The sequence below is a fragment of the Neoroseomonas alkaliterrae genome (genome assembly GCF_014199195.1).
Classification (GTDB): domain Bacteria; phylum Pseudomonadota; class Alphaproteobacteria; order Acetobacterales; family Acetobacteraceae; genus Neoroseomonas; species Neoroseomonas alkaliterrae.
In genome coordinates, this window is record NZ_JACIJE010000004.1 from 225,060 (window position 1) to 240,596 (window position 15,537).

15 protein-coding genes are annotated in these 15,537 nt (G+C 72.2%); 6 read left to right on the forward strand and 9 right to left on the reverse strand.

Annotated elements, in window-relative coordinates; translation table 11 throughout:
• Positions 1 to 164 precede the first annotated feature (164 nt).
• Positions 165 to 1,586, forward strand: a complete 1,422-nt coding sequence (locus FHS88_RS09285; RefSeq protein ID WP_184483832.1) for a M20 family metallopeptidase — start codon at positions 165 to 167, stop codon at positions 1,584 to 1,586.
• Positions 1,587 to 1,595: 9 nt separating this feature from the next.
• On the opposite strand, the gene FHS88_RS09290 is transcribed toward FHS88_RS09285, so the two are convergent.
• The 6 genes from FHS88_RS09290 to FHS88_RS09315 form a co-directional block, all read right to left on the reverse strand.
• Complete coding sequence (locus FHS88_RS09290; protein WP_184483834.1) at positions 1,596 to 2,294, reverse strand: ABC transporter ATP-binding protein; 699 nt, start codon at positions 2,292 to 2,294, stop codon at positions 1,596 to 1,598.
• Positions 2,291 to 3,424 carry an ABC transporter permease gene (locus FHS88_RS09295; protein WP_184483836.1) on the reverse strand — a complete coding sequence of 378 codons (1,134 nt, stop codon included), beginning with the start codon at positions 3,422 to 3,424 and terminating at the stop codon, positions 2,291 to 2,293. Before FHS88_RS09295 ends, FHS88_RS09290 begins: the two co-directional genes overlap by 4 nt.
• Positions 3,421 to 4,566 carry an efflux RND transporter periplasmic adaptor subunit gene (locus tag FHS88_RS09300; RefSeq protein ID WP_184483838.1) on the reverse strand — a complete coding sequence of 382 codons (1,146 nt, stop codon included), beginning with the start codon at positions 4,564 to 4,566 and terminating at the stop codon, positions 3,421 to 3,423. The genes FHS88_RS09295 and FHS88_RS09300 overlap by 4 nt, the downstream gene beginning before the upstream one ends.
• A 136-nt stretch (positions 4,567 to 4,702) precedes the next feature.
• A complete protein-coding gene (locus tag FHS88_RS09305; protein WP_184483840.1) occupies positions 4,703 to 5,515 on the reverse strand; it encodes a DUF169 domain-containing protein in 813 nt (270 codons plus the stop codon).
• 111 nt (positions 5,516 to 5,626) lie between these two features.
• Positions 5,627 to 6,439 carry a DUF6065 family protein gene (locus FHS88_RS09310; protein WP_184483842.1) on the reverse strand — a complete coding sequence of 271 codons (813 nt, stop codon included), beginning with the start codon at positions 6,437 to 6,439 and terminating at the stop codon, positions 5,627 to 5,629.
• A gap of 75 nt (positions 6,440 to 6,514) precedes the next feature.
• The gene (locus FHS88_RS09315) at positions 6,515 to 6,853 is read right to left on the reverse strand and encodes a hypothetical protein (protein WP_184483844.1); all 339 of its coding nucleotides are present in this window, start codon (positions 6,851 to 6,853) and stop codon (positions 6,515 to 6,517) included.
• Between the two features lie 482 nt (positions 6,854 to 7,335).
• Here FHS88_RS09315 and FHS88_RS09320 point away from each other — a divergent pair, with 482 nt between their 5' ends.
• A complete protein-coding gene (locus FHS88_RS09320; RefSeq protein WP_184483846.1) occupies positions 7,336 to 9,291 on the forward strand; it encodes a BTAD domain-containing putative transcriptional regulator in 1,956 nt (651 codons plus the stop codon).
• A gap of 21 nt (positions 9,292 to 9,312) precedes the next feature.
• Here the strand turns inward: FHS88_RS09320 and FHS88_RS09325 are convergent, their stop codons facing one another.
• The 3 genes from FHS88_RS09325 to FHS88_RS09335 are packed head-to-tail and all read right to left on the reverse strand — an operon-like array spanning position 9,313 to position 11,622.
• On the reverse strand, positions 9,313 to 10,152 hold the full coding sequence (locus FHS88_RS09325; RefSeq protein ID WP_338146485.1) for an alpha/beta hydrolase: 840 nt from the start codon (positions 10,150 to 10,152) through the stop codon (positions 9,313 to 9,315).
• Positions 10,149 to 11,120 carry a D-2-hydroxyacid dehydrogenase family protein gene (locus FHS88_RS09330; protein WP_184483848.1) on the reverse strand — a complete coding sequence of 324 codons (972 nt, stop codon included), beginning with the start codon at positions 11,118 to 11,120 and terminating at the stop codon, positions 10,149 to 10,151. The genes FHS88_RS09325 and FHS88_RS09330 overlap by 4 nt, the downstream gene beginning before the upstream one ends.
• Before the next feature lie 55 nt (positions 11,121 to 11,175).
• The gene (locus FHS88_RS09335) at positions 11,176 to 11,622 is read right to left on the reverse strand and encodes an acyl-CoA thioesterase (RefSeq protein WP_184483850.1); all 447 of its coding nucleotides are present in this window, start codon (positions 11,620 to 11,622) and stop codon (positions 11,176 to 11,178) included.
• 289 nt (positions 11,623 to 11,911) lie between these two features.
• Here FHS88_RS09335 and minC point away from each other — a divergent pair, with 289 nt between their 5' ends.
• The 4 genes from minC to FHS88_RS09355 all read left to right on the forward strand — a co-directional run bounded on the left by minC (position 11,912) and on the right by FHS88_RS09355 (position 15,501).
• Positions 11,912 to 12,685, forward strand: coding sequence for a septum site-determining protein MinC (gene minC / locus FHS88_RS09340; RefSeq protein ID WP_184483852.1), 774 nt, complete (start codon positions 11,912 to 11,914; stop codon positions 12,683 to 12,685).
• A gap of 24 nt (positions 12,686 to 12,709) precedes the next feature.
• Positions 12,710 to 13,528, forward strand: a complete 819-nt coding sequence (minD, locus tag FHS88_RS09345) for a septum site-determining protein MinD (protein ID WP_184483854.1) — start codon at positions 12,710 to 12,712, stop codon at positions 13,526 to 13,528.
• A complete protein-coding gene (gene minE / locus FHS88_RS09350; protein WP_184483856.1) occupies positions 13,528 to 13,815 on the forward strand; it encodes a cell division topological specificity factor MinE in 288 nt (95 codons plus the stop codon). The genes minD and minE overlap by 1 nt, the downstream gene beginning before the upstream one ends.
• Before the next feature lie 78 nt (positions 13,816 to 13,893).
• Entirely contained in the window at positions 13,894 to 15,501 is a 1,608-nt protein-coding gene (locus FHS88_RS09355; protein WP_184483858.1) for a gamma-glutamyltransferase family protein, read from the forward strand.
• Positions 15,502 to 15,537 lie beyond the last annotated feature (36 nt).

Genomic DNA, 15,537 nt, shown 5'->3' on the forward strand with positions numbered 1-15,537 from the left:
GGATGCATGACGCGCGGCATGGCGGCTTCCTTCGCGGCTGTGCCCGGATGCTGGCCGCCCGCGCGGCCAAGGTCCGGCGCAGCGCATCGCGGCCCCGCGGCTGGACGTCGCGGGTGGCGCGCGCGAGAGTGCCGGCCGTTTCCAGCATCGAGGGACCGGCGGGCATGCAGAACACCGAGGAAGTCTGGCGCTACGTGGACGCGAAGGCGGAGGACGCGATCGGGCTTTCCGACCGCGTCTGGGGCATGCCGGAGCTCTGCTACGCCGAGGTCCGCTCCTGCGCCGAGCACACGGCGATGCTCGAGGCGCACGGGTTCCGCGTCACGAGGGATGTCGCGGGCATCCCGACCGCGGTGATGGGCGAGGCGGGGGAGGACGGGCCGGTCATCGCCATCCTCGGCGAATACGACGCGCTGCCGGGGCTTTCGAACGAGGCCGGCGTGGCCGAGCACAAGCCCCTGCCGGGGGACGGGTCGGGGCATGGCTGCGGGCACAACCTGCTGGGCGCGGCCTCGCTGCTCGCGGCCTCGGCCGTGAAAGACTGGATCGAGAGGAACGGCATCAAGGCGCGCGTGCGCTACTACGGCTGCCCGGCCGAGGAAGGCGGCGCGGCCAAGGGCTTCATGGTGCGCGAGGGCGCCTTCGACGACGTGGACATGGCGATCTGCTGGCACCCGGCCGCCTTCACCGGGGTGAACGAGGCGGTCTCGCTCGCCAATACGCGCATCGACTTCGCCTTCACCGGGCGGTCCTCGCACGCCGCCGCCGCGCCGGAGCTGGGGCGCTCGGCGCTCGATGCCGTCGAGCTGATGAATGTCGGCGTCAACTACATGCGCGAGCACATGCCCTCGGATGCGCGCATCCACTACGCCTATCTCGATGCCGGCGGCATCGCGCCGAACGTGGTGCAGGGCAGCGCGAAGGTGCGCTACCTGATCCGCGCGCGGGATCTCGTGGGGCTGAACCAGCTCGTCGCGCGCGTGCGCAAGATCGCCGAGGGCGCGGCGCTGATGACCGAGACCAGCGTCAGCACGAAGGTGGTCTCCGCGGTGTCGAACCTGCTCGGCAATACGCCGCTCGAGCGCGCGATGTACGAGAACATGCTGCGCCTCGGGCCCCCGCAGTTCGACGAGGAGGACCGCGCCTTCGCGCGCGAGATCCAGAAGACGCTGTCGGAGGAGGACATCGCCGCGGCCTACCGGCGGCACGGGCTCGAGCCGCAGCGGGACAAGGCGCTCTGCGACATCATCGTGCCGCTGGATGCCAAGGGGAAGGGCGGCGTCGGCTCGACCGACGTGGGCGACGTGTCGTGGAAGGTGCCGACGGTGCAGGCGCGCGGGGCGACCTATGCCATCGGCACGCCGGGGCATTCCTGGCAGCTCACGGCGCAGGGCAAGTCGGGCATCGCGCACAAGGGCCTCGTGCATGTGGCCAAGATCATGGCCGGCACCGCGGTGGACGCGATCCGCAACCCCGATCTGCTCGCCGCGGCGAAGGCCGACCACAAGGCGCGCACCGACGCCCACCCCTATGTCTGCCCGCTGCCGCCGGACGTGAAGCCGCCGGTGGGGATGTCCGCGGACTGAAGGGGGACGCTACGCGACCGCTTCGAGCCGCCCGTCGCGCAGCGCGACCATGCGGTCGAAGCGGTCGAAGATCTTCTCGTCATGCGTGACGACGAGGATCGCCGCCTGCTGCTCCCGCGCCACCTGGCGCAGCAGGTCCATCACCACCCGCGCGCGCTCGGAATCGAGCGCCGCCGTCGGCTCGTCGGCGAGGATCACCCGCGGGCGGTTGGCGAGCGCACGGGCGATGGCGACGCGCTGCGCCTCCCCGCCCGACAGGCGCGCGGGCTTGGCCGTGGCGCGGTGGCCCACCTGCAGGTAGTCGAGCAGGTCGCGCGCCCGCGCCCGCGCCGTTCCGACGTCGGCGCCGGCGAGCGTCATCGCCAGCGCGACATTGTCGGTCGCGTCCAGGAAGGGCAGCAGGTTGTGGAACTGGAAGATGAAGCCGATGCGCTCGCGCCGCAGCCGGCGCAGATCCGCGACCCGCCAGGCCCCGTCCCAGACCGTCTCGCCGCCGAGCAGCAGCCGCCCGGCGCTCGGCTCGAGGATGCAGGCGATGATGTTGAGCAGGGTGGACTTGCCGCTGCCCGAGGGGCCCTTGAGGCCCACCACCTCCCCCGCGCCGACGCTGAGATCCACGCCGTCCAGGGCGCGGACCGCCGTCTCGCCGGCGCCGAAGACGCGGCCGATCCCCTCCACCTGCACGAGCGGTGCCGTCGCGCCGCTCATCCGCCGAGCGCCTGCTGCGGCTCGATCCGGAGCGCGGCGCGGATCGAGACCAGGCTGCCCAGCACGCAGATCGCGCCGATCACGCCCGCCATCACCGCGACCTCGGCCGGGCCGAGCGCGACGGTGCGCGGGAAGAAGCCGCGGGTGGCGAAGACGATGAGGACCGCCGCCGCATAGCCGGCCGCGCCCAGGAGGAGCGCCTGCTGCAGCACCAGCCCGACGATGGTGCCGTCGGAGGCGCCGATCAGCTTGAGCGTCGCGATCTCGCGCAGCTTGTCCATCGTCATGGTGTAGATGATCAGCGCGATGATCACCGCCGAGACGAAAAGCAGCACGACGGTGAACATGCCGAGTTGCACGCGGGCGCGATTGACGACGGAGCGGGTCAGCAGGTCGGATTGCTCGGCATCGGTCAGCGCGCCGAGATGCTTCCAGCGCCGGGCCGTCTCGGCCACCTGGGCCGGGTCCGCGCCCGGGGCGAGGCGCGCGATCACCGCGTTCACGGTGTCGGTGCCGCCGCCGCCGGTCCCGGCCGCCTGGGCGCGCCGTGCGGCCGGCGGCGCGAGCTTGAACTGCAGCTCCTGGCTGTCGCGCAGCGTGACAAAGACCAGCGGGTCGCCACCCGAGGCGACCAGCCCGCGCGTGGTGCCCACCACGCGGTAGCGGTCCCCGCCGAGCAGCACGGTGGCGCCGACAGGCAGCCTCGCCCGCGCGTCGGCCACCATCTCGAACCGCGCACCGCCCAGCGCCCGGCCGCTCGCGATCGCGTCGGGCCCGCCGGGGCGGCCCGGCTCGTAGCCCATCACCTGCACGCGCAGCACGCCCTGGGGGGCCTGCATCTCGGCGGTCCGCAGCGTGATGGCGCCGGCCGCGGCAACGCCGGGCAGGCGCGCCACCATCTCCCGCACGTCGCCGGGCAGGCGCGAGGATTCGGCGAAGGGGCCGCGCGTGCCGGATTCGACCACCCAGAGATCCGCCCGCAGGCTGCGGCTGAGCGCGAGCGCCTCGGCCACCACCCCCTGGTAGATCCCGATCATCGAGAGCGCGACGCCCATCAGCAGGCCAAGGCCCACGCAGGTCATGAGGAAGCGCCCGAGGCGGTGGCGGATGTCGGCGAGGGCGAGGTTCACGGGGCCGGGACCGCGCGCGCCGGGCGCCCCTCCGCGAAGCCCGGGCCGACGCGGATCGCGACCGGCAGCTCCTCGGGCAGGCCGTCGGTGATGGCGGCGCGGCCATCCATCAGCCGCGCGGCGAAGCGCACCTGGCGGCGGGCGAGGCGGCCCTGCTCGATCACCCAGACCGTGCCGGTCGCGCCGTCGAAGCCATGGATGGCGTTCTCGGGCACCAGCCTGGCGCGCGCCAGGCGGCCGGTCTCGATGATGACCTCGGCCTGCTCGCCGATCACCGGCATCTCCGGGCAGGCGAGGCAGCGGACATGGACGCGGCGTTCCTCGGTGACGCGGTCGGCCTCGAGGCCGATGCGCACCACCTCCGCGCGGACGGGGCGGCCGGGGCGGCTGCGCAGGGTGACGGTGGCCGGCTGGCCGAGGGCGATGTCGCCCGCGCGGCCCTCGTCCACGAAGGCGAGCGCCCAGAGGCTGTCGGGCGCGATCAGGGTGAAGATCGCCTCGCCCGGGTTGACGGCCGCGCCCGCCTCGCGCTGGCGGGCGATGACGATGGCATCGTAGGGCGCGCGCAGCGTGTGCTTGGCGAGCGCCGTTCGCTCCGCGGCAAGATTGGCCTGCGCCTCGGCCTGCAGGGCACGGGCGACGGCCGCATCGGCGCGGTTCACCGCGAGGTCGGCCTGCGCGGCGGCCGCCTCGGTCTCCGCGAGTTCGGCCGCCTCCAGGCTGCCGACATTGCGGTTGGCGAGTTCGCGCCGGCGCCGCGCCGTGGCCTGGCGTTGGGCGAGCAGCGCCTCGGCCCTTTCGCGCTGGGCCTCGGCGCGCTGGGCCTGGGCCTCGGCGGAGAGCATGGCGGCCTCGGCGCGGGCGAGGCGAGCCTCCTGGCTCGCCGTGTTCAGCCGGGCGAGCGGCTCGCCCGCGGCGATGCGGTCGCCATGGTCGGCGAGCACCTCGGTGAGCGTCCCCGCCACCTCGAAGCCGACACGGGAGAGGATGCGCGCCTCGACCGTGCCGAGGCCGAAGACGGTGACCGGCACGTCATTGGCCGGCACGGCGACGGGAACCGCGAGCGGCCGCTGCGTGGCGTACCACCACCCCCCGGCCGCAGCGGCTAGGAGCAGGAGGGCGAGGGCGACCACACGGCGCATGGCGGCTTTCCGAATATCAGACTTAACTAATTTACCGCGTCCAGCCATCCGCCGCTAGGCTGGGGCGTCGGGATCCGCGAGGCGACGACGCGGAAAGCCGGCGCGGAGCAACGCATGGCAGGCGCGCGGGTGGCCGTCATGTCTTGCCCGCGTAGGATTTTGCCATGCCTTCCGCCGGATCCGCCTGCGGCCCGTAGGGCATGATCGGGTAGCGCAGCCCTGCCTTCGACAGGCCGATCAGGCCTTCGACCGCGACGGCGAGGTCGGCGGGCGGCAGGGCCATCAGCATCTCGTCATCCGCCACGCCGCCGTAGCGGCGCTCGGCGTAGCAGGGAATGGAGAGCGACGGCGCGCGGTCGCGCAGGGCCTTGCCCCAGGAATCGGCGCAGGCGCTCTCCCCGGTGATGGAGAAATCGAAGCGCCTGTAGGTCTTCCACTGCAGCCCGTTGATGAAGAGGATCATCTGCGCGGGGTTGGCGTAGAAGAGGCAGATGTCGGGCGGATCAAGCCGCGCGCTGCGCAGCGGCGAGACGCAGAGGCCGGCATAGCGCGGGGGAACGCGCGGCATCTCGGCTTGGTGCTTGCGCGCCGCCTCGCGGTTCTCGAACCACACGCCTTCGAATTTGCGGCCCGAGAGGTAGAGCTCGGAGGGTTCGTTCAGCCCGATCACGCCGCCGCAGTTCGAGAAGCCGGGCACGTTCTCGTGCGTGATGCCCATGGTGAAGCCGGCGATGCGCGCCTGGGTGACGAGCTGGCAGGTGGAGAAGGTGCGGCCCTGCGGCGGGCGGCGCAGCCCCGGGATCTTCGCCATCTCCTCGGCGCTCTCGAAGAGCTTCATGCCGAAGGGCAGGGTGCGCAGGCGGAGCAGTTCGGTGAGCTGGCGGGCGAGCTCGGCGATCTGCTTCGCGTCGAGCGGCCGGGCGCCGGCCTCGGGCGGGGCGTCGGTCATGGGCGGTCCTCCTCGCCCCGATGATGCGCCGATGCGCGGCGGTGTCCAGGAACGGCGAAGCCGCCGGTTCGCGCGCACCGGCGGCTTCTGACCGTTCCGTCCGCGTGGGGATCAGGCGGTCGGCGCGGTTTCCCTGGCGGCGGCCATGGCGGCGAAGGGGCAGCCGGCGCTGCGGCGCTGGCGGCGGACCTCGGCGGCATAGCGGCCGGGCTGATGCTCCTCGGCGCTCGAGGGGATGACGATGCTCTCGCGGTAGGCGTCCCACTCCGCATCGCCCCATTGGGTCAGGGCGTCCGTCACGGTGGAGGCGTTCAGCACCGCATCGGCATAGGCGAATTGCGGCACCGGCATCACCTGCAGGATGGGGCGAAGCTGGGTTATCTGCACCGGGGTGTCGGTGCGGGTCAGGCGGATGTTCGTGAAGAGGGGGCCGAACCACTTGTCGAACTCGACCACGCCTTCGAACTGGTCATAGGCCGGGTTGCGCGGCAGGTTGGCCGGGGCGCGGCTGAGCAGCGACCAGCCCGGCGCGGTGCGCACGAAGAGGCCGGTCCACATCTGCACGACGCCAGGCTCGGGCAGGCCCGTCAGGAAGGGCGGCGAGAAGCCGCGGATGTCCTCGGGCACCTCCTCGTCGAAGCGGGCGCGGAAATGCGGGTACTGCACGGCGCCGAGGCCGAGCGGCATCCATTCGTGCTCGAGTTCCTCGCAGGTCCAGAGGATCTCGTTGCCGTCCCACATCAGGCTGAACTCGAGCGGGGCGGTGATGTGCCAGCCATAGCCCGAGGCGGTGGTGACGGCGTCGCAGTAGCGGAAGGCCCGCGTGGGCAGCCCGCCGAGCGCCGAGCGGTCGGCGCGCTCGGGCGCCGGGATGCCGGGGATCAGGCGGTGGAAGGCGACGATCGGGGTGCGGTCGTGACCCATGGCGATGCCTGCTCGGGTGCTGCGGTGGCGGACGACAGGGCAGGGGACCCGCGCGGGGTCCCCCAGCCCCGAGGCTCAGACGCGACGCATGCCGGCGCCGATGCGGACCGCGCCCTTGTCGGCGACGGAGGCGGGGGTGCGCATGCCGGCGCCGATGCGGACGGTGCCCTTGTCGGCGACGGAGGCCGGGGTGCGCATGCCGGCGCCGATGCGGACGGTGCCCTTGTCGGCGACGGAGGCGGGGGTGCGCATGCCGGCGCCGGTGCGGACGGTGCCCTTGTCGGCGACGGAGGCGGGGGTGCGCATGCCCGCGCCGGTGCGGACCGCGCCCTTGTCGGCGACGGAGGCCGGGGTGCGCATGCCGGCGCCCACGCGGACGGTGCGGGTGTCGAGGACCTTCGAGCTGGTGGTCATGATCGGCGGTGCTCCAAGAGGAAAAGGACCGTCTGGCTGGTCCAGACGTCCTCAATCTGTGGTTTCACAACCGCCTTGACAAGCAATCTTTCCTACTTGTGCAAGAATTATTTCTCTATACAATATGAGATAGGAATTTGATCAACACGTTCGCGTGACCAGCACTTCAAAGGCCCTCACCATGACTCACTCCAACGCGAAATTCATACGCGGCTGACGTGGTTGACGCGATTTTCACGGAGACCGATACAACTTATTAGTTATTGCCGTGCCGCGATCTGTGCCGAACTGGATAACGGCAGCACGACTCCGCCGCGCAGTGGCGCCTCGCATATCGCCGGAAGGGGGAAGCGGCGACCGGCATGCATCCCGATCCGCCCCTGCGCACGGCGTTTGTTGGTCCGCCGAATCCGCGTTAACACTGCGTGATCATGGCAGATCTCGCTTTGGGCCCCGGGCAGGACAGCAGACCTTCCGGCGCCTTGGACAGCACCGTGCTTCTCGGCGCCCGCCCGGCGATCCGGTTGCGCGTGACCATGCTGGGCCGGATGGATGTGCGGGCGCTGACGGGCGAGTCCCTGCTGCCGAGATCGCGCAAGACGCGAGCCTTGCTGGCGATCCTCGCCCTGGAGGCCCCCGGGCTCGTTTCCCGCCAGCGCATCGCCGAGCTCCTCTGGAGCCGCCGCGGCGAGGAACAGGCCCGCGGATCGCTCCGCCAGGCCCTGCACGAATTGCAGGAGGCGCTCGGCCCCGAGGCGAAGGCCCTCATCGTCGCGACGCGCGAGACCGTCGCGCTGAACGACGAGGGCGTCTGGACCGATGCGCGCGCCCTGCCGGCCCTGGCGCGGGACCGGCCCGAGGCGCTCGACCTGCTCAAATCGGAGCTCCTCGCGGATCTCGACGGCCTCGATGCCGCCTTCGATTCCTGGCTGGCCGACCAGCGCCGCCGGATCCGCGACATCGCCCTCGATGCCGCCTCGGCCCGCCTCGCCGCCGCGGCGACGCCGGAATCGCGCGCGCAGGAGGCCCGCCGCGTCCTTGCCATCGACCCCGCCCAGGAGCCGGTCTGGCGCGTCCTGATCCGCGCGGAGGCGGAGCGCGGCGACCGCGGCGCCGCCTTCGCCGCCTGGGAGGAATGCCGCCGCGTCTTCGCCGAGCGGTTCCGCGGCGCGCCCTCGCCCGAGACGGCGGCGCTCGCGGAATCTCTGCGCGGCGAGGTCGCCGTGCCGCCGCCCGCACCCCCGCCGCGCAACGCGGCGCGCGGCGCGCGCCTCGGCGTGATGCCGCTGCGCTTCCTCGGCGGCGATCCCGATCCGGAGGTCTCGCTCGGCCTCGCCGGCGAGATCACCGCGGCGCTCGCGCGTTTCCGCTGGCTGACGCTGGTGGACAGCACCTCGATCGAGGCGGCGACGCGCCAGGAAGGCGGGGGTGAGGCGCTCGACCTCGACTTCAGCCTCTCCGGCACGGTGCAGCGCGCCGGGGACCGCGTGCGCGTCACGCTGCGCCTGACCGACCATCGCAGCCCGGAATCCGTCGTCTGGGCGGAGCGCTTCGACCGCGACGCGAACGACCTGCTGGCCCTGCAGGACGAGATCGCGGCCGAGGTGGTGGCGCGGATCGACCCCGAGATCCTGCTCATCGAGGCGAACCGCGCCGCGGTCCGCGCGCCGGTGCAGGCGACGGCCTACGACCTGCTGCTCCGCGCGATCCCGGCGATCTACCGGCTCGACCGCCAATCCTACGAACTCGCGGGCTCGATGCTCGCCGAGGCGACGCGGCTCGAGCCGGATTATGCGCCGGCCTTCGCCTGGTATGCCTATTGGCACCTCTTCCTGGTCGGGCAGGGCTGGGCGACCGCGGGCAGCGAGGTGCTGGCGCGCAGCGAGGAGCTCGCCTCGCGCGCCGTCGCACTCGACCCGTCCGATGCGCAGGCGCTCGCCGTGCTCGGCCATGTGCGCGCCTTTCTCCATCATCGCGTCGAGGAGGCGGTGACGCTCTACGAGCGCGCGCTGGCGCTGAACCCGAACCTGCCCATGGCCTGGGTGTTCTCGGCGCTGGCGCTCTCCTACAAGGGCGAGCATGCGGAGGCCCTGCGCCGCTGGGAACGCTACAAGCGGCTCGCGCCGCTGCATCCGCATGCCTTCTTCTTCGACTCGGCGCGGCTCGTGCCGCTGCTCATGCTGCGCCGGTTTGAGGATGTGGACGCCGATGCGCGCCAGGTCACGGCGCTGCATTCGGGCTTCACCTTCCCTTACAAGCTGTGGCTGTCGGCGCTCGGGCACCTCGGGCGGCGCGAACAGGCGTCGGAGGTCCGGGCGAGGCTTGTCGCCCTCGAGCCGGATTTCGACCTGGTCAAGGCGCGCCAGCGTTCGCCGCTGCAGACGCCGACCGACCTCGACTTCTACCTTCTTGGCCTGCGCAAGGCCGGCCTGACCTGATCCCCGGCCACCGCGCGCCGCTCACCGCAGCAGTTCCGCCGCGGCGCGGAGCAGGACGCCGTCCGGGCGGCGCAGCGCCTCCAGCACGCGGAAATGATCGGCGCCGGGGATGGGGATGAGCGGCCCGGGCGCCTGCGCCTCGGCCCGGACGCGGTGGAAGACGCGGGACTGCCGGCGCAGTTCCGGCAGTTCGTGCCCGCCATAGGCGATGGCCATCGGCTTCCGCGCCACCGGGCGGCGTATCGGCGAGAGGTCGGAGACCTCGGCCTCGGTCAGGCGCAGCTTCTCGTCGATCATGGTGTCGCGGATCGGGGCGAGTTCGTGGATGCCCGAGATGGCGAGGGCGGCGGTCACCGCCGGATGCTCGGCGGCGAGCGCGGCGAGATGCCCGCCCGCGGACCAGCCCGAGACCACGATCGGCCCGCCGATGCCGTGCGCCGCGCCATGCGCCGCCAGCCAATCGAGCGCGCGGCTGATCTGCCAGGCGATGGTCGTCAGCGAGGCCTCGGGCGCCAGCGTGTAGCCCGGCAGCGCGGCCGACCAGCCCATGGCGAGCGCGCCCTCGGCCATGATGGCGAAATCCTCGCGCCGGTTGCGCTGCCAGTAGCCGCCATGGATGAAGACGAGGCAGGGGGCGCCGGCGTCGCGCCCCGGGTAGAGGTCCCATTTCTCCCGCCCGGCCTCGCCGTAGGGGATGTCGAGATGCCCGGCATGGGCGGCGCGGAAGGCGGCGGAGGCGGCGTTGCGGGCTGCGATCTGCTGCGCGCTGTCGGGCACCATGCCGGTGTTGTCGTAGGCGTCGTCGCGTTCCTTCTGCGACCAGTACCGCCAGCCCTCGGCGAAGGCGTAGGGCGTGCTCACGGCGCGATGACGCGCACCGGCGCGCCGGCGTTGAAGGCCTCGATCGCCTCGACGCAGCCGGCGTAGTAGGCGCGGTAGTTCTGCTGCGACACGTAGCCGAGATGCGGCGTCAGGATGGTGTTCGGCGCCGACAGGATCGGGTGGCCCGGCGGCAGCGGCTCGGTGTCGAAGACGTCGATCCCCGCGCCGGCGATGCGGCCTTCCTTCAGCGCCGCGATCAGCGCGTCCTGGTCGATCAGCGGCCCGCGCGAGGTGTTCACGATGAAGGCCGTGGGCTTCATGCGCGCGATATCCTCGGCGCCGACGATGCCGCGCGAGCGGTCGGAGAGGATCAGGTGCAGCGTGACGACATCGGCCTCGCGGAACAGCGTCTGCTTGTCCACGCGCTGTGCGCCGATCTCGGCGGCGCGTTCCTCCGTCAGGTTCTGGCTCCAGGCGATCACCTTCATGCCGAAGGCCTGCGCGACCTTCGCGACGCGCCCGCCGAGCTTGCCGAGGCCGACCACGCCGAGCGTCTGCCCCTCCAGCGCGGTGCCGACCGAGGTCTGCCAGCGCCCCTCCCGCAGCGCCTGCTGCTGCGCCGGCAGGTCGCGCATCAGGCCGATGATGAGGCCCCAGGTGATGTCCACCGTCGGGTCGCCGTGCGAGGGCGTGCCGCAGAAGACGATGCCGCGCTCGGCGCAGGCCGCGGCGTCGATGGAGCGGTTGCGCGCGGCGGTGGTGATCAGCAGGCGCAGATTGGGCAGGCGCTCGATCAAGGCGCGCGGGAAGGGCGTGCGCTCGCGCATGGCGAGGATGGCGTCGAAGGGCTCGAGGCGCCGCACGAGAGCCTCGCGGTCGGTCAGCGTGTCGCGGAACGCCGTGATCTCCATCCCGGCGAGCCGTTCCCAGGGCCCCATGGACATCGCGACACCCTGATAGTCGTCGAGGATGGCAAGGCGCTTCAGCGGCGCCGGAGGCTGGCTCATGGATCGTCTCCGTCGGGTTCGCGCCTAGATCGCGCCGGCGCGGCGGCGACGCAAGTCAGCCGGGAGCGGGCAGGGTGATCCCGGCAAGCGCGCCGCGGAGCAGCGGGGGCAATGGCGTCGGCGTCTTCTGCGTCGCGCGGTCCACATAGACATGGACGAAGTGGCCCTCCGCGCTCGCGCTGTCCTCCCCGTTGCGGAAGATGCCGATCTCGTAGCGCACCGAGGTGTTGCCCGCCCGCCCGCAGCGCAGCCCGGCCGTCACCTCGTCGGGGAAGGCGATGGGCGCGAAGTAGCGGCACTGGGTTTCCACGACGAGGCCGATCACCGGCGCGGTCGGGATGTGCAGGAAGCCGGTGTCGGTGAGGAAACGCGCCACCACCGTGTCGAACCAGGAGTAGTAGGTGACGTTGTTGACGTGGCCATAGACGTCGTTGTCCATCCAGCGCGTCGGGATGGTGAGGAAGAAGCGGTAGTCGGCGCGGGTGCCGCGGGTCCTGCTCATGTCGGGGTTCCGGTGCGCGGATCGCGATGCTCCCGCGCGGGGCGGGGCTTGCTCGGGGTTGTGGGCTGCATGGGGCCATCCTGCGCAACGCATGGCGGGCGCACCAGACCCGCCGATTCGCCGCTGGCATGTCCTGGGAGGATCGCGGCATAAGGCCTTGCCCGGACAGGAGCGCCACGCCGCGCCCTTCGCCGGGACTCGTGACAACGCTATATCTGGTGGTGTGGCGGCCTCATCGGACACAATCCGTATGGTTCCGTCCCCCCCGGATGAACGCTTCTGGAGCCCCATGTCCGCCGCGCCTCGGCCCGATACACCGCCCCGCCTCGAGCCGTTCCGCCTGCGCGGCGCGAACTTCAACCTGCTCGTGCTGCGGCTGCTCGATCCGCGGCCGGAGGCGGTGGTGCCGGCGATCGGCGACCAGTTCCGCCGCGCGCCGGGCTTCCTGCGCTTCGCGCCGGTGGTGCTGGGCCTCGCCGACCTCGAGGTGCCGCCCGACCAGGTGGATTTTCCCGGCCTGATCGCCGGGCTGCGGGGGCTCGAGATCGTGCCGATCGGGACCACTGGCGGCACGCCCGAGATGCGCAACGCCGCGATGGCCTACGGCCTGCCGCCCATCCGCAGCGCTGGCGGCAAGGAGAGCGAGGAGCCCGCGCCGGCACCCACCGCCGCCGCGCCGGCCGAGCCGCCCGCCTCCGCGCCGCCGCCTCCACCGCAGCCCGCCGGCGCCATGCGCCCGACCATGGTGGTGGACCAGCCGGTGCGCGCGGGCCAGCGCGTCTGGGCGCAGGGCTGCGACCTGATCGTGACCGCGACGGTGAATGCGGGCGGCGAGGTGATCGCCGACGGCAACATCCACGTCTATGGCGCGCTGCGCGGCAGGGCGATCGCCGGCGGCGGCGACAACGCCGAGGCGCGGATCTTCGCGCAGAACTTCGACCCCGAGCTCATCTCCATCGCCGGCTACTACGCGGTGCGCGAGGGGCTCGCGGGGGCGCCGATCGGCCGCGCGGTGCAGGTTCGCCTCACCGGCGAGCGCATGCGCTTCGACCCGATCGGCTGAGAGGCATTCGAGGAGGCAGGGGACATGGCACAGGTCGTCGTCGTCACTTCGGGCAAGGGGGGCGTGGGCAAGACCACATCCTCCGCCGCCTTCGCCACCGGGCTCGCGCAGCGGGGCAAGAAGACCGTCGTCATCGACTTCGACGTGGGCTTGCGCAACCTCGACCTCATCATGGGGGTCGAGCGGCGGGTGGTGTTCGACATCGTCAACGTCATCCAGGGCGAGGCGCGGCTGAACCAGGCGCTGATCCGCGACAAGCGGGTGGAGACGCTCTCGATCCTCCCCGCCTCCCAGACGCGGGACAAGGACGCGCTGACCAAGGAGGGCGTGCAGAAGATCATCGAGGAGCTGGCGAAGGAGTTCGACTACATCCTCTGCGACAGCCCCGCGGGCATCGAGAAGGGCGCGCTGCTCGCACTCTACTTCGCCGACCAGGCGATCGTGGTGACCAACCCCGAGGTCTCGAGCGTGCGGGATTCGGACCGCATCCTCGGCGTCCTGCAGTCGCGCTCGAAGCGGGCGGAGGAGAAGCGGGATCCGGTGAAGGAGCACCTGCTCGTCACCCGCTTCGACCCCGCGCGCGTCGAGCGGGGGGAGATGCTGAAGCTCGAGGACATCCAGGAGATCCTCTCGATCCCGCTGCTCGGCGTGATCCCGGAGAGCGAGAGCGTGCTGCGCGCTTCCAACACCGGCACGCCCGTGATCATGGACGGCGAGAGCAACGCCGGCCAGGCCTATGCGGATGCCGTCGCGCGCTTCCTCGGCGAGGAGAAGCCGCACCGCTTCCTCGAACCCGAAAGGAAGGGTCTGTTCAAGCGCCTGTTCGGGGGGAGGGCCGCCTGATGTCCTGGATCGACTTCTTCCGCGGCAAGCGCAAGGAGCCGGCCAGCGCCGCCGCCGCCAAGGAACGCCTGCAGATCGTGCTGGCGCATGAGCGCATCGGCCGCACGCGCGAGGATTTCCTGCCGAAGCTGCAGCAGGAACTCGTGGCCGTGGTGGCGCGCTATGTCGCGATCGACCCGGGCAAGGTGAACGTCAATCTCGACCGCGGCGGGGACATGTCCACCCTCGCGATCGAGATCGAGCTGCCCGCCCCGGCGGCGATGCGCGTCGCGGCCCAGGCGCGCTGAGCCCGGCGCGCCGGGGGCTGGCCTTCCGGCGCGGTGCGGCTACCGTGCCCTTCCGGACGAAGGCGGGAGGGCAGGCAGATGGCCTATGAGGGGATCCGGGCGCATCGCCCCTTGATCATGGGCCGCCGCGGCGCGGTGGCGACCAACCATCCGGTCGCGACCGCGGCCGGGCTCGACATCCTGCGCGCGGGCGGCACGGCGGCGGACGCGGCGGTGGCGATCTCCCTGACCCTCGGCGTGGTCGAGCCGCACATGTCCGGCCTCGGCGGGGATGGCTTCTACCACCACTGGTCGGCGCGGAGCGGGCGTGCGGAGACCTTCGCCGGGACGGGCCAGGCGCCGCTCGCCGCGACCGTCGCGCGATACAAGGCCGAAGGCGGGATCCCGAACCGCGGGCCGCTCTCCATCCAGACGCCGGGCAAGGTGGCGGGGCTCGCCGCGCTGCACGCGGCGCATGGCGCGAGGCCCTGGGGCGCGCTGTTCGGCCCGGCGATCGAGGCGGCGCGCGAGGGCTTCGCCGCGACCCACGCGCTGCGGCATTTCATCGGCGAGAACCGCGCGCATATCGCCGCCGATGCGACGAGCCGCGGGATCTGGCTGGCGGGCGGCGCAGCACCTGCGGTGGGCAGCATCATCGCCCAGCCGGCCCTTGCCGCGACCTTGCAGCGGCTTGCCGCCGGCGGGCCGGAGGAGATCTTCCGCGGGGCGCTCGCGCGCGACCTTGCGGCCGATCTCGACGACGCCGGCGCGCTGGTGAAGGCGGCCGATCTCGCGGCCGTGGCGCCGCTGCGCGCGCCGCCCATCGCGATACCCTGGCGCGGCTTCGAGGTGCGGCAGACGCCGCAGCCTTCCATGGGCTTCGCGCTGCTGCAGATGCTTCGCATCGTCGAGGGTTCCGACCTCGCCGCGCTCGGATGGGGCAGCGCGGCTCTCGTGCACCTGATGGTGGAGGCGAAGAAGCGGGCCTTCCTCGACCGCGAGGCCGAGGCGGGGCGTGAGAATCCGGACATCGCGGCGCTGCTGTCCGATGCGCGGTGCGATGCCCATGCCGCGGCGATCGGCGAGCGCGCGGCGCGCCTGCCGGTGCGCGCGACGGCGGAGGCCGACACCACCTATTTCTGCGTGGTGGATGCCGAGGGCAATGCCGTCTCGGCCATCCAGTCCATCAACGGCGCCTTCGGCTCCGGCGTGACAGGGGCGCGGACGGGCATCCTGCTGAACAACCGCATGTCCTACTGGCATCTGGAGGAAGGGCACCCGAACGCGCTCGCGCCGGGGCGGCGCGTGCGGCACACCATGAACGCGCCGATGGTCATGAAGGACGGCAGGCCGTGGATGGTGTTCGGCACGCCCGGCGCCGACAACCAGGTGCAGGTCAACTTCCAGGTGCTGGTCTCCTGCGCCGTCTTCGGCTTCGACCCGCAGCAGGCGCTCGAGGCGCCGCGCTGGACATCGAGCCAGCCGGGCCAGGAGTCCAACTACCCGCATGCCGGCGACGAGGTGCTGACCATCGAGCGCGGTTTCGGCGAGACGACCATCGCGGGGCTGCGCGAGCGGGGGCACCAGGTGAAGGTGGTGGGCGACCTCGAAGCGGCGTGCAGCGTGGCGGCGATCCGGCTTCTCGACAACGGCGTGCGCATGGCCGGGTCCGACCCGCGGCGCGACGGATGGGCGGCCGCGTGGTGATGCGGGCCTTGCGGGGCGGGGCGCGGGACGCCTAGG